Source organism: Nocardia sp. BMG111209 (genome assembly GCF_000381925.1).
Classification (GTDB): Bacteria; Actinomycetota; Actinomycetes; order Mycobacteriales; family Mycobacteriaceae; genus Nocardia.
In genome coordinates, this window is sequence record NZ_KB907307.1 from 1829435 (window position 1) to 1850149 (window position 20715).

Genomic DNA, 20715 nt, shown 5'->3' on the forward strand with positions numbered 1-20715 from the left:
CGCGACCGGGCCGACGTGGGCCGCTGTCGGCATGCCGATCACCCGGACCGACCGGGCTCTCGGCGCGAAAATCGTTGATAGCCAGCACTATCGACTGTTAGTCTCAGGGCGGCGAGGCCGTCGGTCACTCGGACTCCGCACCCACGCCTCTCACCGTGTGACGCTCGACATGACAGGTGGCTCACCATGACTTCGTCCGCACTTCCGCCGGCCGGCGATAATCACTTCGGGGTCGTGGTCGCGGCGACCGGCCCGGGGCAGGTGTGGAACGCGGTGACACAGCTCGCGTTCGCCGGTCATGTCATCGTCGTCGGAATGCCGCGACTCGAGGATGCGGAGGACGCGGTCGCGGAATTGCACGATCTCGGCGCCGATGCGTTCGGCACTCGACTCGAGCTGACCGACCCGGCCTCGGTCAACGCGTTCTCGGAGACCGCGGCGTGGCTGGCGGGCCCGGTCGAGGTCCTGATCCACGATGCGGGTACGACATTGGATCGCCGGCCGACCGAACGCGCACTGGGACTTCAGCATCTGACGTCGCAGTTGATCTTCGGTACACCGCACAGCGTCCACCACGACCTGCTCGTCGTCGGTTTCGACACCGAACCGGCCGGCGGCGCACCGGTCTTCGACTCGGCCTCGATGTTCTGGCGAGCGCTGCGCGAGCGGGTGTCACGGCCGACGCGCGCGGGACGGCCGCGCAGCGGCGAGCAGGAGGACGCCACCACGGTGCAGTCGTTGCTGAGCCAGTGGCAGCGCGGCAACACCCGCCCGTACGGCGCGGCGGCGGAGCACCGGACGCCGGCCGTCGCCGAACATCACCGCCTGCTGACCTCGGCATTGTCCGCGAGCTGCGGATAGTCCACACCTATTGGCCGTGGGTCCACGATTGCGCGATCCGCAGTCGGGTCACGCCGAAGGTGGCGGGGCTTGATTGCATTCCAGCCAGCCCACACCGCGGCGACCGTCGGTGGTGGTGACGATTCCCCAGGTCCGCAGGAATCGGCTGACCCGGCCTTCGGCCGCCGTGATCGGCACCGGCGCTTGGCCTTTCACGTCGACATCGAGTACGAGGTTGCCGGGTTCGATCGCCAGCGTCACACCGGACACCAGCCCGTGGCCGGCCAGGGTTTCCCGCGCCGTCACCGCGGTGACCTCCGTCAGCGGTTCGCCGGGACGTTGCAGGCGACCGCCGCGTATCGCGCCAGATCGCCACCGCCGTAATTCAATTCGGCAAGGATGACGTCGTCGACGACCGCCGGACAGCCCACCTGCGGTCGGACGCATCGATGGCGGCCCGGTTCGATCCGGCATTGCCCCGCTCATCGTATTGATTTATCGTTACTCTTACTGTCGAGCTTTCGGTAGGGTCGGTGCCGGCGTGCTGGGGCGGCGGTGTTCACAGGATCGGTGGAGACGTTCGTGGTAGTTCAGCAACGCAGGGTCGTGGTTGTCGGTGCCGGGTCGGGGATCGGTGCGGCGACTGCCGCGTATTTCCACGGTCGCGGGGATTTCGTTGCCGCGGTGGATCTTCGGGCCGGTGACACGCCGGCCGGTCGTCACGAGCGGTGCGATCTGCGTGACCCGGCGGCGATTGCGGGACTGCTGCGTGATCTGGGCCCGGATTGGGATCTGCTGGCCTATGTCGCGGGTGTGCCGGGAACCGCGCCCGCCGGTGATGTGCTGACGGTGAACTATCTCGGTTTGCGGTTGATGGCCGAGGGGATGCTTCCGTCGATGCGGCGTGGCGGCGCGATCGTCGGTGTCGCCTCGGTGGCCGCGCTGGGGTGGCAGCAACGTGTGGGTGAGCTGGCGGGGCTTCTGGAGGCGACCGACCGGGCGGCGGTGCTGGATTGGCAGGCCGGGCAGGATCCGGCGTATCCGGTGTACAGCACTTCCAAGCAGGCGGTGATCGTCTACGCGAAGCGGCTGGCGCCGACGGCGTGGCGGGAATTCGGTGTGCGGGTCAACACGGTCAGTCCCGGACCGACGGAAACACCGATTCTCCCGGATTTCGAGGAGTCGATGGGCAAGGACACCCTCGAGGTCGTCAAGGCGGCCGTCGGCAGGCATGCGACCGTGCACGACATCGTCCCGGTGATCGCTTTTCTCGGTTCGGCGGACGCGGGCTGGATAAACGGTCAGGACATTCATGTGGACGGCGGCTTCGTCGCCCCGTTGTCGGTCGGGGCACCGATCGAATTGTGAACCTGCGGGCCGTGTCGCTGATCCGTGCGTGGTTTCTCGATTCCGCCTCCGGTTCCTGGGTCACCGGTCCGGCGGTACCACGGCGTAGATGGCGCGCCACCAGATCACGATCAGTGTTTCCACGCGTTGCTCGTCGTCGGGTGGGCCGGTGGCGCCGAATTGTTCGAGGGCGCGTTCGTTGAGTTCGAGCAGGACGGTGGCCAGGGCGTGACTGTCCGGTCCCGGGGGTGCGATGCCGGCGGCGCGTTCGGCGTCGATCAGCGCGGCCAGCGGCGGGGCGAACGATTTCCGGGTCCGGTCCCACAGTTCGCGGACGGCCTGGTTGCGTTGCCGTGCGGTGAGCATGGCCTGGAACAGGTGCCGATGGCTGCGCCACGCGGCGAACACCCCGTGGATCGCGCCGGTCAGCCGTTCGTGCGGGGAGCCGTCACCGTCGACGAGAAGCCGTGTGGCCGTGAGGATTTCCTGATGCATCTGGGTACCGAGCGCGGCCACGCAGGCGGCCTTGTCCTCGAAATAGAAATAGAAGGCGGATCGGCTGACACCCGCGGCCGCGGTGATGTCCGCGACGTTGATCTCGTCGAGCAACTGTACCTTCAGCCGCTCGTCCAACGCCCGCAACAAGGCCAGGCGGCGCTGATCACCACGCTTGGGTGCGCGCCGATCCAGAACCCCTTCACTGTGCTCGACCCCGGACACGTCAGTCCGCAGGCCCGCGGCCGGTGGCACGACGATCATGGCTCATGTACCGAGTGTGCCCTGTTCCCCGGCGGCCTTCCCAGCCACCCCGGCCGGTCGCCGGTATTCATCGTCCAAGTATCAGTTGTCGTTCCGTGATTTCCCGATGCCGGTGGGCTATCCGGATTTTCCGCATCATTCCCAGATCGAGTCGTATCTCGACGATTACGCGGACAGTTCGGTTCGTGTGTTGCCCTGTGCGATACTGGATCTCATATTTGACAGACGTCAATAATAGTTGTCGCGTGTAAGTCGACCGAGGCGGACGAGATGAACGAACGTGTAGCCGTGAGCACCGCCCCCGGCGCATCGCCCCGGGACACCCCACGGGGGCCGATCGCGGTAGCGTGCGGCGCCGCCGGTCTGTGGCTGATCGCCACCGCGATCACCGTGCCGGTCACGCGTTCCGCCGTGGCGAGTACGGCGGAAGCGGTTGCGGGACTGGCACTGGCCGTCCTCGCCGCCACCACGGCGTGGCTCCACTACGGCGGCCGGGGGCTGGCGACGTTCACGGTGATCGCCGCGGTGGTGAGCTTCGCCGCGGAATCATGCAGCATCGCAACCGGATTCCCGTTCGGGCACTACGTTCACCACCAGCCGGGCCCGAAGCTGCTGGGTGTGCCGCCGTCGGTGGTCGTGGGCTGGGTGGTGCTCGCCTGGCTGGCGTGGCTGTTGGCCCGCACGGTGACCGGCGCCGACACCGCGAGCGAGCCCACCCGCCGCTATCTGGTTCCGCTGGTCGCCGCCTTCATCGTCGGTGGTTACGACTTCGTCCTCGATCCGGTGGCCGGCACGGTGCGCAACCTGTACTCGTACGATTCCCCGAGCGGCCTGTTCGGCGTCCCGCTGTCCAACTTCTTCGGCTGGCTGCTGACGAGCTGGCTGATCTTCCAGATCTTCGCCCTCGTGCGGCGCGGCCCGGCCACTCCCACCCGGATACCGCGGTACCTGGTCGCCATCGTCTGGCTGATCAGCGCCGCCGTCCCGTACCTGGCCCGGACATACCCTCACGACCCCACGGTGACCCGCGGCAACCGCACCTTCGTCACCGCCGACATCTACGACGGATCCCTGGCCGCCGGCCTGTTCGTCATGGTCCCGATCGCCCTGCTCGCCTTGATCAGGCTGGCCGGCGAGCGACAGTGATACCCGCCATGTCCGGGTCCACCCCGAACAGCGGAAACAGTTCTCCGCCATGGAATGCGACGATGCGGCCGATACCGTCGGCGGTGGATGTCAGCACGTGCAGTGCGTGGGGCCGGTACCCGCCCGCGCCGTCGCGGACGTAGACCGCGAAGGCGGGCTGTCCGTTGGCGGATGTGGCGACCAGGGTGGCAGGTCCGATCACGCCCATCTGCCGGGCGAGGAAGGCCAGGATGGTGTCGCGGCCTTCGAACCAGGTCGCGATCGGCGGCATCTCCCATCTCGCGTCCTGGGTCAGAACCGCAACGAGCTCATCGACATTCGCGGTTTCGAAGGCGGCGACGTATCGGTCGAGCAGGGCCCGCTGCTGTGGTTCGGCGGGTTCGGCCAGATTGTCCTGGCTGAGCGGTACCTGGGTTCGAGCGCGCTGGAGCGCGCTGTTGACCGCCGCTGTCGTCATCCCCAGTAGTTGCGTCACCTCGGCGGTATGCCATTGCAGCACATCGCGAAGGATGAGCACGGCCCGTTGCCGCGGCGGCAGCTGCTGCAGCGCTCCCACCAGCGCCAGCCGCATGGTCTGTCGTTCCACCACGACCGTCGCCGGATCGGCCGGCGCCGCGGTGAACAGGAAATCCGGGATCGGCTGGAGCCACAGCACCTCCCCCACCGTCCTGCGGAGCCTCGCATCCGGATCGGCTTGGGGGGCACCGAGATCCGCGGGCAGCGGCCGGCGTCTGCTCTTCTCGAGCGCCTTGAAGCACGCCCGGGTCGCGATGCGGTACAGCCAGGTGCGCAGGGACGACCGGCCCTCGAACCTGTCGTAGGCACGCCAGGCGTCGAGGTAGACGTCCTGCACCACCTCTTCGGCGTCGTCGACCGAGCCGAGCATCCGGTAGCAGTAGGCGAGCAGTTCGCGCCGGAAAGGTTCGCTCAGCCTCGAGAATTCGTCCTCCTCGGCCTCAGTCATGGTGTGCATGATCCACCGATTCCGCTGAGGCCACCGCGATCTCGGCCATGTCGATGCCGACGAACAGGATCTGCCGATCGCCCATCGGGGCATACGCGCGTCGGGTGGCGGGAATGATGCTGCCCTCGACGTCGCGATAATCGGTGGCGTAGAGCTGGGACTCGACGGTCCGGCCGACGATGTCGATGGTGAAATCGTGGCGGCGCAGCAGCCCGTCCGGCCCGAAGCAGAACACCTGCGTGCGGGTGTGGCTCTTGATGTGTTCGGGGAAGGTCACTTTCAGCCGCCGCCAGATTTCACCGTCGGCCTCGATCGGGGCGATCTCCTCGGAAACGAATCCGGGCCAGGTGAACAGGAACGGGGTGTTCAGGTAGGTCCAGAGCGCCTCCCCGGTGAAGTAGGCCAGATGCAGTTCGTCCCAAGGGGTTTCGAACTGGTGGCCGTCGAACGACCGTTCCGGGTCGTGGCGCGTCCGGACCACGGTGCCGATCGGCTGTTGCAGCACGACCCGGTCGGGCTCGAAGACCGACCGGCGGTCCCGGCCGGCGAAGTCCATGGTCAGCCGCTGCTTCGTGGTGTCCACCTCGAACCGGACATCGCCCAGCGCGTCGCCTTGTCCTTTGATCTGCCAGAAGGCCCCCGTGATGGCGGCGTCGACGGTGATCGTGTGGATCCGGTTCCATCGATCCAGGCCGCCGTGCGCGGCGACGGCGTTCGCGAGTAGATCGTTCACTGTTCTTACTCCTCCATGAACGGTGCCCCGGCCACCGATACGGTGTGGCCGGGGCAGGGTGGTCAGTCGGCGATGATTCCGCCGGTCAGGTTGGCGACGGTGCCCGTCATCGCCGATGCCCGATCGGAGGCGAGCAATACCGCCACCTGTGTGAGTTCGGCCAGTGCGGTCAGGCGCTTGCGGTGGGTCATCCCACCCGCCATCTCGATCATCTGATCCTTCGTGACACCGATGGCATCGGCGTGCAGCCCGTACACGGTGTGGATGACCGGCGTCTCCACCATGCCCGTGGTGCGCAGGCAGATCGTGCGAACGCCGTGCTGGGCCCATTCGGCCGACAGCGCCCGGTTGAGACCTTCCATCGCCGCCCACCCGACGCTCATCCCACCCACCAGCGGCATGGGCAGGCGGGCCGGTTCGGGAGTGTGCATCATGATCACTCCCGAACCCCGGGAGATCATGTGCCGGGCAGCGGATTTCGCGGTCACGAAATGAGCCCGGGTATATGTCTCGATCGGGTGCAGGAAATCCCGAACCGGCAAGTCCGCGAGCGGAATTCCCTGCAATCCCACCGGCGAGAGCCCGATCGCGTTGAACGACACGTCGATTCCGCCCGCGTCGGCGACCACCGCGGCCAGGTGCTCGCTCACCGCGCTCTCGTCCCCGGCATCCACCACCGCGGCCTCGGCCGCGCCGCCGGCTGCCGTGATCTCCTTCGCGACCGTGTCGACCGCATCGCGATTGCGACCGGTCACGAACACCCTGGCACCCTCGTCGGCGAATGCGCGGGCGACCGCGCTACCGACCGCGCCGGCCGCGCCGTAGACGACGACGTTCTTGCTTTCCAACAACATGACCTTCTCTTTCCGTTGTTCACGCCGGTGCGTGAAGACCGTGGCCGTCGATCCGAAACACCCGGTGCTCGTCCGGGTCGCCGGTGTCCTGACACAGCCGCGCGATCTCGGATCCGACGATGGCGGGGGTGAGCAGCGGTTCGAATGCCGCTGTGAATGTGGCCGTGTCGATTCCCCGGCGGCCCGCGTACGCGGCCACCCCGGCGGCGCCGAGTTCGGTGGCGGGCGTCAGTTGCGGCAGCACCGTGACGAAGCCGATGCCGAGTCCGGCACGGCGGGATTCCTCGGCGGCGTATCCCGCGAGAAATCGGATCATCGCCTTCGCGCCGGAATAGCCGCCGCTGAGCGGTGAGCCGCCTACGGCCGCACCACTGGATATCGCCACCACCAGGCTTCCCGGCGCCAACGGGTACCGCAGCGCCGCACCGATCCAGTGGAAAACGTGCCGGGTATCGACCTGCCAGTTGCGGCTGAACGATTCCCACGTCTGTTCGTGCACCGGTCCGATACCGGGAGTCGCGCCGGCGTTGAGCACCAATACCGTGGGCCGGTACCGCTCGATCAGGGCACCGGCGATCTCCGCATCGGCCGCGTCGGCGACCACCGGTACGAACTCCGAGCCCAGTTCCCGGCGCACCTCCGCCAGCGCGTCCGCGGTGCGCGCGACACCGACGACTCGGTGCCCCCGGCCGATCAGCGCGGCGGCGACAGCCGCGCCGAAGCCGCGACTTGCCCCGGTGACCACCGCCGTGGTGGGCGGCCGGTCCGCCGGGCTCATCGCGACGCTCCCGTGCCGCGCCACCCGAACTTCCGATATCGGCTGCGTGCCTCGTACCGACTCACGACCGTTGCGGTCATACCGATCACCTCCTGTACATGTAGAGGGGAGTTCGCCGCGAGAATGATCGGTGCCCGATCCGCGGCGGCTAGTAGGCGACGGTGAACACTGTCCGGTGCCGGGTCGGTTTCTCGATCTCGTCCACGAAGGCGATCGCGTAGTCCTCGCCGCCGATATAGGAATTTCCCGCGGCGTCGACCAGCAGGGCATCGTCGCCCACGCGGAAGGTGCCCGTGCGCGTGCCGGGATTGTCCGCGTGGTAGACGGCCGGTGGGGACAGGCTGAACCAGTCCACGTCATCCGGTAGTGCGCGCAACTGTGCCATCACCGCGGCATGGGCATTGCCGTCGTCCCGGAATTCCTCCGGGAACAGTGGGGTGTCGAGTACTCGCGGTCCGTCCGGTGCGACCCGCAGGTTTCCGGCGCCGCCCACGAAACCGAGGCGCACCGTGTTCTCGGATGCGATTCGGCCGAGCGTCGGAATGTAGTCGGCCAGTCCGGTGCCGTGCGCCTGCAGCGCAACCACCAGCGTGTCGGTCTCGGATGCGACATCGCGCACGAAACTCTCGTCGAACAGCGACCCCGGACGAATGTCCAGTTCGCTGCGGCCCGTCAACGTTTCCGTATTGCGTGCGACGGCGATGACTCGATGCCCGCGAGCCGACGCCTCGGTGGCGATGTTGCCGCCGGAAAATCCGGTGGCGCCGAATACCGCGATTGTCGACATTGCGCTCCTCGAAGGACAGGATGAATTTCGTCTGCCGGCCGCGGCGGTCGCCGGGCCTCCACATAGGTGGAGGATCGCCAACCGGGAAACTCATCGGTCTCCGCGGCAGGGAGAGGCTCGGTTTTGCCGCATCGCGCGCTTGGTGTAACCTGGTTACTGGTGACTGACATCACAGTTTGACCTCGATGGCCGGGAAGTTTCGTTCGGTCGGCATCTCGGTCCGGAGGAGCACGGCGGGTCGACATGGACACCAAGCACCTGACCGCGTTCCTGACGGTTGCCGAGCTGGGCAGCGTCACTCGCGCCGCCGAAGTGCTGCATCTGATCCAGTCCTCGGTCACCCGGCAGATCCAGGCGCTCGAGCAGGAACTCGGCGTCACGCTGTTCGATCGCACACCGGGTGGCATGGTTCTGACCCGAGCCGGCGCGATCATGGTGGATCGCAGTCGGCGCGCCCTGGACGAACTCGGCCGCGCTCGTCTGGACATCACCCCGCTGCCGGATACGCCCAGCGAGATCGTCACCGTCGGACTGTTGGACAGTCTGGCCGAAGTCGTTGGCGTCACGTTGATTTCGGCCGTGCATCGGCACGGCCCACCCGTGGACCTCCGCATGATCACCGGCGACGCCAGGCGCCTGCATCGCGACGCGATGCGGGGCTATCTGGATCTCTGCCTCACCACCGAGATCACCGGGACGATGGGGTTGCGCGTGAGTCCGCTTGCCGCCGAACCACTGTGGGTCGTCGCTCCCGCAGCGGCCGGCCTGCGCGCGCAATCGCCGATCTCGCTGCGTGAGGTCGTCGGCAACCGATTGGTGATGCTGCCACCGGGCACTGCCCTGCGGTCCTCACTCGACCGGGTGGGCTTCGCGAGCAGCGGTCCGCGCATCGCGGCCACCACGAGCTCACATCACGTGCTCCGGCAACTGGTTGCGGCCGGGGTGGGGTGGACGATCCTTCCGCTGATCACGGTCGCCGGTGATCTGGCGACCGGGAAACTCAGCGCCGCACCCCTGCGCGATCCGGCGATCACGCGGCGCATCGTCCTGATGACCTCTCCGGCACACGAGACCCGGATCGCGGCGCAGCGCATCGCACAGTTGCTGACCGGGGTCGTACACCGCGAGATCCAGGACGGTCGCTGGCCGTCGGCCTATTCGGTCGGCGACGGTGTCCTCGGCAACCCGGTGCTCGCGACCGAGGGCGACGGGTAGGTTCGCGCTCGATCAGAGTCGGCGGATACCACCGAGAACCGCGCGCAGCATGCCCAGATCCACGGGCCCCACGTCGGAATGTGCCGGGGCCCGGTAGTCGAGGTATCCGTCACCGATGAGGTCACCGACCAGAATCTTGGTGACCGCCAACGGTAATCGCAGTTTCGCCGATACCTCGGCCACCGACTGCGGAACGCGGCACAGTCCGATGATGTCGGCGTACTCCGGTTCCGGGTGACGCAACCGTGGCCCGTATTCGACGGTCACCACGAAGGTGAGCATGTCCAGTTCGGGCCGGGAGTTGACGGTGCGGCCCCGGATCATGGCATAGGGCCGCAACAGCGGAGCATTTTCGTCGAACCTGAAGTGATCGTTGTGCATTGTCGCAATCCGTCATCACGATGATTCGCTGGAAGGTTTCCGTGGTGGGACCCGGGTCCGGATCACCGTCTGTGGAAGTAGTCGTCCTCGCCGTTCTGATCGTTCGGAACGGCTGGATTCGAGCCCGTGGGGTACGGCTGCGAGAGCGGATGCCGGCTGTAGCGGGGCCCGTGCTCGATGGGGGCGGCAGGCGCCTCGCCCTGATCCGCACCGTACCCGGATGGAGAGGACGGCTCTGCCTGCTGCTCGCCGAGCGGTGGCACGGTGGTTCCCTCGGGTTCGCGCTCCGACGCGAATGCCCTTACCGGAGAACCTGTTCCGAGAGAGGACAGCAGGGCCGAACCGGCAACCGCGGCCGGGGTCGGCGCCGGGGTCGGTGTGCGGCGGACCGGGATCCGGTCGCGCAGGTGGTCGGCGACGGGGGTGTCGGTGGTGATCAAACCCGCCGGGATCAACACGATCGCACGGATCCCACCGTAATCGGAGTCGGTCAACCGCACCGAGATACCGTGACGGGTGGCCAACTGCGCCACCACGAACAATCCCAGACGGGAATCCGCCGACAGGGTCGCGAGACCGAAATCCGGTGGGTTACGCAACATCTCGTTGACGCGTTCCAGTTCGTCGGCGGGCATGCCCATGCCTTGATCGCTGACCTCGACGACCACACCCTTGCCGACACTGTTGCCGGTCACGTCGACCCGGGACTGCGGCGGGGAGAACGCGGTCGCGTTGTCCACCAACTCCGCCAGCAGGTGCATGAGGTCGGCGACCACATTGCCCAGCACGAACACCCGCGGCAGACGATGCGTGTTCACCCGCGCATAGTCCAGGGTCTCGGCGACGGCGCTGCGGACCAGTTCCATCAACGGCACCGGGCGCCGCCACTGCCGGCCCGGTTTACCGCCACCGAGGATGATCAGATTCTCGGCGTTACGACGTTCACGGGTCGCGAGGTGATCGAGACGGAAGAAGGTGTCCAGCAACGCCGGATCCTCCTGCTTCGACTCGGCCTGATCCAGCAACTCCAACTGCCGCGCCACCACGATCTGACTCCGATGCGCGATATTCAAGAACACCGACCGCACACCCTCACGAGTACGCGCCTCGGTGATCGCCGCCGACACCGCCGCAGTATGCGCACGATTGAAAGCCTGCGCCACCTCACCGATCTCGTCGTTGCCGAAGTCCAGGTGCGCGGCCTCCGCGGCGGGATCGACCTGTTCCCCGGCATCGATCTTGCGCATCGTTTCGGGCAGCTGCACCTCCGCCAGAGCCAGTGTCTCCGAACGCAATCGACGCAACCGCGCGATGATCCGATTCGCCAGCAACACCGCAATCGCGAACGCCACGATCGCCAGCGCGATCGCGCTACCACCACTGACCAACACGGCCCGCGACCGCGAATGCGCCAGATCCGCGGCCGTCAGGCTCGAGCGCGAATCATGTTGCAGTTTCAGTGCGAACAATTGCTCGCTCACCGAGTCCGCCGCTGCCCGCCAGTCCTCGATGCTCATCGGAAGCGGCGGTGTCGCAGTGGTTCTGGTCGGCGTGGGGTGCAGCAGCGTCTCCTCCATCGTGCTCACCTTCGCCAGCGCGGGACTTGCCAGCAGGTCCTGCACGAGTTTCACATCGGGGCCGTCGAGGTCGTTGACCAGCTGATTGAGCAGCGCATGGTAGAGGCCGATGGTGTTGCGGAACTCCTCCGCCAGCGCCGGCGGCAGGCTGCCGCTGGCCGCCACCACGGTCAGGGCGCTGCCCCGGGAATTCGCCTCGATCGACTGCACCAGTTTCAGCGAGATCATGTCGTTGACCGCGGTGGCGATGGTGGGTGCGTTCTGCCCGACCACCTTGCTGCCGCCGTTGTCGATACCGTTGAGAAGGCCGGTGTAGAAGGCATACACATCGGAGACCTGCACAGCGCCGGCGTCGACCCCGAGCCGCAGCGCCGGCAGCTGATTGTGGATGAGATTGTTGAAGGCCTCGGCCTGTTTCGCCTGGATTTCACCGCCGATCTTCTGCATGCTCTTGCCGCTGGTGTTGAAGGCCGCCAGCGCCTTGTCCAAACGGGCCCGAGCCTCGGCCAGCGCCTTCGCGTTCGCGTCCTGACCGGACAGCTGCGACATCGAGAGCAGGCGTTCCCGCTCGACCGAGCTGATCAGGTTCTCGCTGTAGGCCAGGCTGTCCACCATGTTGCGCGAATAATCCTCGGCATGTCCGGCTTCATCGCTCAGATAGATGGTGTAACCGGCGCCGATGCCGAACAGTGCCAGGCTGGGGACGAAAGCGATCGCAAGAATGCGAGTGCGAACACTCGACAATCTGACTCGTTGCACGTGAAATCCCGTCTGAAATATCTAGTCTGCCGCCAGAGCGGCACGGCCACCTCGCCGGAATTTTCGGTGACCTGTCCCTATGGATTCGAGGCTCGGCTCTTCGCCGCATGAACAGCCAGGCGGAGGTGGTGGCGAACGTAGTCTTCACGTGCAGCATGGTTCCGGACGCGACACCGATCGGGTTGTCACGGGCGTCTTCTCTCCCTCCGTCCATGCGAACGTGAACTGCTCAGCGCCTTGGCGATTCGACCCGATTGTCGCCCCACGCGAATCCGGACCTCGCTGATATGCGCCTGTCGCATGGACGCATGCGAATCCGGCATGCCTGATGGCAGAGCCCGGCCGGGACAGCCGGAACTTGTTGTGCCTCAGCGATCTCCGGGTGTGCGGCGTCTCCTGCCCAAGCGGACGACGCGGCTGCTCCACTGCGTGAAGCGTCCCCAGGCGCGGCGCTCCGCCGGTGTTGCCGCCGCCGTGCCGGGCGGCGGGGAGACGATGCCCGACTCCGGTTCGGCGGCATCGGTATCCGACGGCGCGGAGTCGCTGTCCGACTCCGGCTCGGCGGCATCGGCCGTCACGGTATCCGGCGCCGACGAGACGGTGCCCGACTCCGGTTCGGCGGCATCGGATGTCGCGATATCCGACGGCGCGGAGACGGCGTCGGGAGCGGAGACGGTGGCCGGTTGCGGCTCGACACTCGGGCCGGGGTCGGCGGCGGGTGCGCCGAGCAGGGTCCGGACGGCGGCTCGTTCCGTGGCGAGGTCGACCGGTTCACCCGCCACGGTGTCCAGCAGCTCCTGCAGCGGCCACCTGTGCAGCGTCGCGAAGCGGGCCGAGTAGACCGCGACGTCGGTCAACCGATACTCGTCCACGTGGTCGAACAGCGCGTACCCGATGAGCTGATAGATGTCGTTGCGCGGCAACGAATCCGAGCGCACGCCGGATCGCTTGTTCCGATTCCCCAGCCGGGTCTTCACGTCGATGAGCATGCCGTCGACGATGATGTCCGCATCGCCGGGACACGACTGCGACGCGGCGAATGTCGCGCCCAGCGCCACCGTGTCGTGCGCGCCGGTGAGAATTTCGCCCAGTTCGGTGGCCGCCCGCGTGTACAGCGATCCCACCAGTTCGACCGCGTCGTCCGGCGCCAGCGCCAGCAGCGCCTCGGTGGTGAAATCACCCGCGCGGATCAGATCGGCCGGCAGCGAGCCGAGCAGGAGCAGCGGATTGCGGTACAGCTCGGTGGTGAGGGCCAGCGCCCAGCAGGCCCGCACGGCCACCGCCAGGGAGTCGTCGGCCGGCGACTGCCCAACGGCCGCACCGGCTTTCGCGGAAACGTCGTAGACCGTGGCGACATGGCGGGCCACACTCGCGATCGGTTCCGCCGCGGCGGCGTCGCGCGGACGATATCCGGGATCGAGACGGAACCGCAGCAGGAGATCGAATGCGGCGCCGACGGTTCCGGGGTTCGCGGTGACCGTGTCCACCGCGATCGGACCCGATGCCTGCCGGTAGCCGTCCTGCACGGGTCGCACGTTGGGGAAACGCTGGTGGAAGTGGGCGCGCAACGGGCTGGCGGGGTCCTCGAGGGCGTGGGTCAGATTTCGATACCGATACGTCACGTACACGACTTTCTCAAAGCATCGTTGCCCGCGCTCAGCAATGGCCGTCGCGGACCGTACCGGACCCAAGCCCGGACAATTTCCCGGAAACAGACAGTTACCCCCCGGCGGAGGGCGTATCGTGGCCGCCATCATGTCCGGGATCGACACTCATTCGACAACGGCAGCCCCGGGTGGTCTCGCCGCGGTCCGGAACAATTCGTGCTCGACCGGCGGATATCGGTCAACGGGCCCGTCCGGGATCGGGGTCCGGGTATGAGGGCGGTGGATCGCCCGGCGCCGGAGGAGGCTCGCTCCGGAGTTGCCCGCACACGGTTGCTGAGTGTTCTGCGCGCCGATCGGCAACCGCGGCTGGTCCTGATCCACGGCCCGGCCGGATTCGGTAAGACCACCCTCGCGATGCAGTGGGTTCGCGAGCTCGAAGCCGGCGGTACGCCGGTGGCGTGGCTGACCGTCGAGCGGGACGACGGCAATGTGGTCTGGTTCCTGACCCATCTGCTCGACGCGATCCACCGGGTCCGGCCCGACCTCGGCGGCGAGTTGCGCACGCGTCTGGAGGAGCACTGCTCGGATTCGGCCGGTCCGGTCCTGTCGGCCTTGATCGACGAAATCCGTACCGCCGCAAGGCCACTGGCGCTCGTCCTCGACGACTGGCACGAGGTGTGCAGCGACGAGACCCGGGACGCCGTGGCGTATCTGCTCGAACACGGATGTGCGCAGCTGCGGATCGCGATCGTCGGCCGCGGCCGCCCCGCGGTGCCGGCCACCGTCCCGGGTGGTCTCGTCGAAATCGACGCCACCGCACTGCGTTTCGACAACGACGAGGTGACCGACTTCCTGGTCGGGGTGAGCGGTCTGCCGCTGTCCCCCGCCGAGGTGGCCACGTTGCAGGAGTCGACCGAGGGCTGGCCCGCCGGATTGCAGCTGGCCCGGCTGTCGCTGACCGGTTGCGACGATCCGGCCGCCTTCATCGACAATCTCACCGGCCGCCATCATGTCGTCGGTGACTATCTGGCCGAACATGTGCTGGGTTCGCTGGAGCCCGCGCTGCACGAATTCCTGATGGCGGCCACGATCGGCACCCGGATCTGCGCCGATCTGGCGGAAGCGCTGACCGGCCGGCCCGACAGCGCCGCACTGCTGGAACAGATCGCCGACCGGAATCTGTTCCTCCAGCGCCTGGACGAGCGCGGCGAGTGGTTCCGTTTCCATCCGCTGTTCGCGGGCCATCTGCAGCGCCGGCTCCGATACTGGGACCCCGACCGGGTGATCCCGCTCCACACCTGTGCCGCAACGTGGTTCGCCGAGCGGGAACTGTTCGCCGAGGCGGTCGATCACGCCCTGGCCGCGGAGCTGCCCGAACGCGCGGTCGACGTGGTCGAGGCGCATGCCGTGGCCTTGATCGAATCCTCGCGGATCGCAACGTTTCTCGGCTTGATGGAGAAATTGCCGCGACCGCTGACGGAGTCGCGGCCACGGTTGCAGCTGTGCGTGGCATGGGCGAATCTGTCGCTGGCGCGCCGGGAGCAGGTTCATGCCGCCGTGCGCCGGGCGCTCGCCACCGTCGACGCGGGCGGCGCGCTGCCGGACCGGGAGGCCACCGCGATCCGGGTGCAGGCCGCATTGATGGTCGGCATGGAACACTTTCTGTCCGACCGTTTCGAGGGCGTTCCCGATCTGGTGATCCGGCACATCGACGACCTCGACGCGCCCGCGCTCGCGGTGACGGCCGCCAACCTGGCCGCCATCGATGCCCTGAACCGGTTCGACTTCCCGGCGGTCCGGCACTGGCACGGGGTCGCCGTGCGCCACAGCCGCGGACGCGGGCCGTATCTGATGCTGCTCAGCCACTGCATCCTCGGCGCCGCGGCGCTGGAGCAACTCGACATCCCCGGCGCGGAAACGTATTTCGCCGCGGCCACGACCGTGGTCCACCGCTCGGATACCGCGGCGCGGGCGTCGACGCTGGCCGGCGCGCTGCTCGGCGAACTGCGCTACGAACAGGGCAGGCTGCTCGAGGCCCGCGCACTGCTCGACGCCAGCGCGGCACTGCGTCGCGACGTCGGCACGGTGGAGTTCCTGTCGGCCACCTACGGCGCCGGGGCTCGCGTCGCCGCGGCCCTGGGTGATCCGGAACGAGCCGAACATCTGCTGACCACCGGGTCGCGGATCGCCGAGAAGCGCGCGCTGCCCCGCCTCGCGGCCCGCCTGACCGACGAGCGCATCCGGCTCGGCCTGCCCGTCCCGGGCGACATCCGTACCCGGCTGATCGAGCTGCCGCCCTACCGGCGGCAGCAGACCAGGATCGCGACCCTCGTCGCCGAACTCGAACACGGCTCCGCGATCCGGCTACTGCTGGCCGACCGCACCGCCCGCGCGACCGCCACCGCGATCGGCCGGGCGGAGATCCTCGTTCGGGAGATCACGCCCCAGCGGCGTCCCCGCGCACTCCTCGAGGCGACCCTGCTGTACGCCTGCTGCCTGTGGGCGGCCGGCCGCCGCGACGAAGCCGGGAACGTCGCCGTCCCGATGCTGCGGCAGTGCGCCGACCACGGCATACCCCGGTTCCCCGATTCGATCGGGCCGGGCATGCCGGAGCTCGTCCGGTTGTCCCGCACCAGGATTCAGGCCGCGCGCCAGGTGTTGCGGTAGTCGCTGGGGGCCAGGTGCAGGTGGCGGGCGAAGGCGGCCCGCAGGCCGGCGGCGGTGGCGAAACCGGACTGGGAGGCGACGCGATCGATGGTCAGATCCGTCAGTTCCAGCAGTTCCTGGGCCCGCCGCAGCCGTTCCCGGATGAGCCAGTCGCCGGGGGTGCGGCCGTAGACCTCGAGGAACCGGCGGGTGAGTTGCCGCTCGCTCAGGTGTGCGCGGGCCGCGAGGTCGCGCAACCGGATCGGCTCGTGCAGATGCGCGAGCGCCCAGTCGGTGATGTTGCTCAGGGGTGAGGCGGCCGCCGCGGGCAGTGGGCTGAGGATGTACTGCGCCTGGTCGGCGTCGCGATGCGGCGGGGTGACCATGCGCCGCGCGAGCGCGTTGGCGACCGCGGTCCCGTGATCCTGCCGGACGAGATCGATGCAGAGATCGATCGCGGCCGCGGTCCCGGCGGAGGTGTGCACCCGGTCGTCACTCGCGCTGATGACGGTTTCGTCGACGATCACCGCGGGAAAGCGGCGGCGCAGTTCGTCGGCGTGCATCCAGTGCGTGGTGGCACGGCGTCCATCGAGCAGACCGGCCTGCGCGACCACGAAGGCGCCGGAACACAGTGCGGCGATGCGCGCGCCCCGGGCGTGCGCCTCGGCGACCGCGGCGACGAGACCGGCCGGTTGCCGCTCGTGGACGTTGGTGCACGCGGGCACGATCACGGTGTCCGCGGTGATCAGGTCGTCGAGACCGAAGGCGGCGGGAGCGGCGAACCCACCGGCGATCACCGTCCCCGGCTCGGTCGCGCACAGCGCGAACTCGTACCAGGGGTCGGCGAGTTCGGGCCGCGCGACGCCGAACACCTCGCACGGCACGGCGAGCTCGAAGATGGGCGCTCCGGGCATAACCGCCACCGCGACCCGATGGGTGTCGGAATTCTTGCGCATGACGTCGATCATGACACTCGTCCTGGGGCCGGAGCGAGACTGAGATGAGACGGTGACGACAACGAAACAGACATCCCCTCCGGCCGAAACGATCGGATTGGTCCAGGGCGTCGCACTGTACGTGTGCGCGATCCTCGGCGCCGGTGTTCTCGTATTCCCCGGGCAGGCAGCCTCGTTGGCCGGGCCCGCCTCGCTGATCTCCTGGGGGTTCAGCGCGCTGATGGGACTTCCGCTGGCGTTCACCTTCGCGGCGCTGGCCTCCCGATTCCCGGACGAGGGCGGCGTCGCGACGTTCGCGGCGCGCGCGTTCGGGCCGTCGGCGGGCGGGATCGCCGGGTGGTGGTACTTCATCGCCGGTTCGGTCGGGCAGACGATCGTGCCGCTGACCGCCGGATACTACGTCGCCGACGCGCTCGGCGCGGATCAGGCCTGGGCCCCCGCCATCGCGGCGGTGATCCTCGCGGCCGCGCTCGTCGCGAACCTCGTCGGGCTGCGCCTCGGCGCGCGGGTGCAGATCGGTCTCGCGGCCGGGGTCGCGGTGATCCTGCTGGCGGTGATCGCGGTCGCGGCGCCGCAGATCCGGACCAGCGAGCTGACCCCGTTCGCACCGCACGGGATCAGCGGTATCGGACAGGCCGTGGTCGTGCTGTTCTTCGCCTTCGCCGGCTGGGAGGCGATCGCGCATCTGTCGGCGGAGTTCCGCGACGTCCGCCGCAACCTGCCCCGGGCGACCGTGCTGACCATCCTGATCGTCAGCGTCCTCTACCTCGGCGTGGCGTTCGCCGTCGTCGGGACCGGCTCGTACGGCGCGCGGGCCCTGGACCGGATCTCGCTCGGGATCGTCATCCAGCACGGGCTCGGCGTCTCGGCGGTGACCGTCGTGGCCGTCGCCGCGGTCGTCATCTGCCTCGGCACCACCAACGCGTTCGTCGCCTCGGTCTCGCGGCTGGGTTACGCCCTCGCCCGCGACGGCTGGGCGCCCCCGGTTCTGTCCCGCCAGAATCGGCACGGCGTACCGCATCTGGCGGTCCTCGCGGTCGGCGCGATCGGCGCCGGGGGGCTGATCGGTTCCGTACTGTTCGGCTGGGGAACCGACGACATCGTCTTCGTCCCGTCCGTGCTCGTGCTGGCCACCTATCTGCTGGGCGCGGCCGCGGCGGCCCGGCTGTTCCGCGGCCGGTTGCGGTTGCTCGCCGCCATCACGATCGCGCTGCTGTTGATCACGGTTCCCTTCGCCGGATGGCATCTGCTGCTGCCCGTGGCGATCGCCGCGGTGGTCGCCGCCGCCGGGGCCGCCACACGCGCCCGGACCCGGCCGGACGAGGCGCGACGATGAGTTCCGGCGCACCGGCCATAAATTACCGCCCGGTTTACAGCAAACTCTGCACGTGCACGCCTATCCAATGTTTGCTGATCGATCACCATATTGGACATCGAACTATAACTTGACAGTTACATAGCCGTAGTGTTGAATCGTCACGTCAGGGTGATGGGGTCACCCACACGGAATCACATTTCACACGGCAGGCACGATATCGCGCGCCGCTGCGCAATATTCGTGACATGTCGAGAAACCCTCTCCGAGAGAGAGTCGGCCTCGGGCCGCGGGTGTGACCGATTGCGCTCGGGTCCGAGATCACAACCTCCCGACCAGGGACACACGGTGAAATCATCGACACGTGCGGAATTCGGAACCGGACACTGTGCACAACGGTGTGAACTCGGTCTGCCCGCCGCTGTGCGGCAGGCGGGCCGGTCCACCGGTAATGCACCCTCGATCCCTCCGGCAATCCGGGTGCGGCCATGTCGACCGATACGCCGGCAACCGGTTCCGGTGCGGGAGTCGAGAAATTGCCTGAAGATCGCCGGAATGGACAGTTTCCCTCCGGCAATCCGGAACGATATTTCGGATCACGATGAGCACAGCCATCCGACAACGCAGCGACAATCTCTATCGTTGAAACACGGAAAATCCGATACGGCCACTGCAGCGTCACCTGGTAACAAACGGCAGTTGAGGAAATTCGATGACCAATCCCAAGATTTACGACCTGATCGGCATAGGCTTCGGGCCCGCGAACATCGCCCTGGCCATCGCGCTGGAAGAGGATGCGGATCCCGAACTGCGCGCGGTGTTCCTGGAGAAGTCACCGGCCCCGCAGTGGCAGGAGAACATGCTGCTCGGCGGCTCCGACATCCAGCATCATCCGGTGCGTGACCTGGTCTCGCTGCGGAATCCGCGCAGCCGGTACTCGTTCATCAACTATCTGCACGAGAACCGGCGGCTGATCGAGCATCTCAACCTCCCCACCCCGTTCCCGCTGCGCACCGAGTACGCGGACTACGTGTCCTGGGTACGCAACACCCTGACCACCGAGGTCCGATACGGGACAGCGGTACTCGACATCGCCTTCGACCCGGTCGCGGACCTCTACACGATCACCACGACCAGCGGGGAAGAGCTTCTCGCCCAGCAAATTTCGCTCGGCCCCGGCCGGAGTCCGCTCATCCCGGACCAATTCGCCGAACTGCTCGACACCCGGCGGCGGGTGGTGCATCTGACCGACTATCTGCCGGCGGTGCGCAGCTTCGACCCGCTGGCCGACGGCCGGATCGGCATCGTCGGGGGCAGTCAATCGGCCGTCGAGCTGGCACTGGATCTGCGCCACCGGCTCCCGTCGGTCCGCGTCGACATCCTCACGCGATCGTGGTCGCTGCGCGCCAAGGACCACAGCCCGTTCAGCGAAGAGGTCTACACCCCCGGGTTCACCGACTACTACCACGGCTCCTCGAAGGCCGCGCGCCGCCGGCTCGACCGGTTCACCCGGCCGACGAACTACTCCGCGGCCGATCTCGACGTCCTCGAACGCCTCTACGTGGACCTGTACGAGGACAAACTGAGCAACCGGATCCGAACCCGGATCTACGGCGACACCGAGATCATCGCCGCCCGGCGCGCGAACGACACTGTCGCCCTTGCGATTCGCAACACGACCACCGGTCACCACGAGGAACTCGTCTTCGATCGGATCATCCTCGCGACCGGATTCCGCGATATGGGCGGCACGGCGGACAACGAGCACCACCACCCGCTGCTCGACGGCGTGCACCGGCAACTGCGCGCGGACACCGACGGCGACCTGATCGTCGACCGCGACTACGGCGTCCGCCCGATCACCGGGACCGCGCCGATCTATCTCAACGGATTGTGCGAGAGCACCCACGGCATCGGCGATTCCGGCTCGTTCAGCTTGCTGAGCCTGCGCGCCGAGGTGATCGCCCGATCGATCATCGACTGCCGCGACCGGACCCGGATCACCGTCACCGCCTAGATACCCGCAGGCGGGAAAGACAGATACAGGCAGG

At 67.7% G+C, this 20715-nt stretch carries 18 protein-coding genes; 7 read left to right on the plus strand and 11 right to left on the minus strand.

Annotated features, from left to right (window positions below; translation table 11 throughout):
- Nucleotides 1-186: 186 nt before the first annotated feature.
- Nucleotides 187-861: a hypothetical protein gene (locus tag G361_RS0108335; protein ID WP_019926611.1), complete on the plus strand. Its 675-nt coding sequence runs from the start codon at nt 187-189 to the stop codon at nt 859-861.
- Nucleotides 862-909: 48 nt separating this feature from the next.
- Here the strand turns inward: G361_RS0108335 and G361_RS0108340 are convergent, their stop codons facing one another.
- The gene (locus G361_RS0108340; RefSeq protein WP_019926612.1) at nt 910-1146 is read right to left on the minus strand and encodes a hypothetical protein; all 237 of its coding nucleotides are present in this window, start codon (nt 1144-1146) and stop codon (nt 910-912) included.
- 276 nt (nt 1147-1422) lie between these two features.
- Between G361_RS0108340 and G361_RS0108350 the strand changes: the two genes are divergently transcribed.
- The gene (locus tag G361_RS0108350) at nt 1423-2208 is read left to right on the plus strand and encodes an SDR family oxidoreductase (RefSeq protein WP_036494749.1); all 786 of its coding nucleotides are present in this window, start codon (nt 1423-1425) and stop codon (nt 2206-2208) included.
- Nucleotides 2209-2268: 60 nt separating this feature from the next.
- Here the strand turns inward: G361_RS0108350 and G361_RS0108355 are convergent, their stop codons facing one another.
- Entirely contained in the window at nt 2269-2946 is a 678-nt protein-coding gene (locus G361_RS0108355; RefSeq protein ID WP_019926615.1) for a TetR/AcrR family transcriptional regulator, read from the minus strand.
- Nucleotides 2947-3216: 270 nt separating this feature from the next.
- Here G361_RS0108355 and G361_RS42785 point away from each other — a divergent pair, with 270 nt between their 5' ends.
- The gene (locus tag G361_RS42785; protein ID WP_019926616.1) at nt 3217-4092 is read left to right on the plus strand and encodes a carotenoid biosynthesis protein; all 876 of its coding nucleotides are present in this window, start codon (nt 3217-3219) and stop codon (nt 4090-4092) included.
- Here the strand turns inward: G361_RS42785 and G361_RS0108365 are convergent.
- From G361_RS0108365 to G361_RS0108385, 5 genes are all read right to left on the minus strand, one after another.
- On the minus strand, nt 4067-5056 hold the full coding sequence (locus G361_RS0108365) for a sigma-70 family RNA polymerase sigma factor (protein WP_019926617.1): 990 nt from the start codon (nt 5054-5056) through the stop codon (nt 4067-4069). The genes G361_RS42785 and G361_RS0108365 overlap by 26 nt on opposite strands.
- The gene (locus G361_RS0108370; protein ID WP_019926618.1) at nt 5049-5789 is read right to left on the minus strand and encodes a hypothetical protein; all 741 of its coding nucleotides are present in this window, start codon (nt 5787-5789) and stop codon (nt 5049-5051) included. The genes G361_RS0108365 and G361_RS0108370 overlap by 8 nt, the downstream gene beginning before the upstream one ends.
- A gap of 62 nt (nt 5790-5851) precedes the next feature.
- Nucleotides 5852-6643, minus strand: coding sequence for an SDR family NAD(P)-dependent oxidoreductase (locus G361_RS0108375; RefSeq protein WP_019926619.1), 792 nt, complete (start codon nt 6641-6643; stop codon nt 5852-5854).
- 19 nt (nt 6644-6662) lie between these two features.
- Complete coding sequence (locus G361_RS0108380; protein ID WP_019926620.1) at nt 6663-7421, minus strand: SDR family oxidoreductase; 759 nt, start codon at nt 7419-7421, stop codon at nt 6663-6665.
- Between the two features lie 148 nt (nt 7422-7569).
- The gene (locus G361_RS0108385) at nt 7570-8208 is read right to left on the minus strand and encodes an NAD(P)-dependent oxidoreductase (protein ID WP_019926621.1); all 639 of its coding nucleotides are present in this window, start codon (nt 8206-8208) and stop codon (nt 7570-7572) included.
- Nucleotides 8209-8451: 243 nt separating this feature from the next.
- Between G361_RS0108385 and G361_RS42790 the strand changes: the two genes are divergently transcribed.
- The gene (locus G361_RS42790) at nt 8452-9423 is read left to right on the plus strand and encodes a LysR family transcriptional regulator (protein WP_019926622.1); all 972 of its coding nucleotides are present in this window, start codon (nt 8452-8454) and stop codon (nt 9421-9423) included.
- Between the two features lie 12 nt (nt 9424-9435).
- On the opposite strand, the gene G361_RS0108395 is transcribed toward G361_RS42790, so the two are convergent.
- The 3 genes from G361_RS0108395 to G361_RS0108405 form a co-directional block, all read right to left on the minus strand.
- A complete protein-coding gene (locus G361_RS0108395; protein WP_019926623.1) occupies nt 9436-9804 on the minus strand; it encodes a DUF742 domain-containing protein in 369 nt (122 codons plus the stop codon).
- 62 nt (nt 9805-9866) lie between these two features.
- Nucleotides 9867-12125, minus strand: a complete 2259-nt coding sequence (locus tag G361_RS42795; protein WP_052172634.1) for a sensor histidine kinase — start codon at nt 12123-12125, stop codon at nt 9867-9869.
- A gap of 383 nt (nt 12126-12508) precedes the next feature.
- Nucleotides 12509-13762 (minus strand): hypothetical protein, encoded by a 1254-nt coding sequence (locus G361_RS0108405; RefSeq protein WP_196814445.1) that lies wholly within the window; start codon nt 13760-13762, stop codon nt 12509-12511.
- A gap of 315 nt (nt 13763-14077) precedes the next feature.
- Between G361_RS0108405 and G361_RS42800 the strand changes: the two genes are divergently transcribed.
- A complete protein-coding gene (locus G361_RS42800) occupies nt 14078-16414 on the plus strand; it encodes an AAA family ATPase (protein ID WP_019926624.1) in 2337 nt (778 codons plus the stop codon).
- Here G361_RS42800 and G361_RS0108415 read toward each other — a convergent pair.
- Nucleotides 16387-17361, minus strand: coding sequence for a GlxA family transcriptional regulator (locus G361_RS0108415; RefSeq protein WP_019926625.1), 975 nt, complete (start codon nt 17359-17361; stop codon nt 16387-16389). The two genes, G361_RS42800 and G361_RS0108415, sit on opposite strands and share 28 nt — an antisense overlap.
- A 40-nt stretch (nt 17362-17401) precedes the next feature.
- On the opposite strand from G361_RS0108415, the gene G361_RS0108420 reads away from it, so the two are divergent.
- Nucleotides 17402-18685 (plus strand): APC family permease, encoded by a 1284-nt coding sequence (locus G361_RS0108420; protein WP_155981363.1) that lies wholly within the window; start codon nt 17402-17404, stop codon nt 18683-18685.
- Nucleotides 18686-19376: 691 nt separating this feature from the next.
- Nucleotides 19377-20681 carry a SidA/IucD/PvdA family monooxygenase gene (locus tag G361_RS42805; protein WP_019926627.1) on the plus strand — a complete coding sequence of 435 codons (1305 nt, stop codon included), beginning with the start codon at nt 19377-19379 and terminating at the stop codon, nt 20679-20681.
- The last annotated feature ends 34 nt before the right edge of the window (nt 20682-20715 follow it).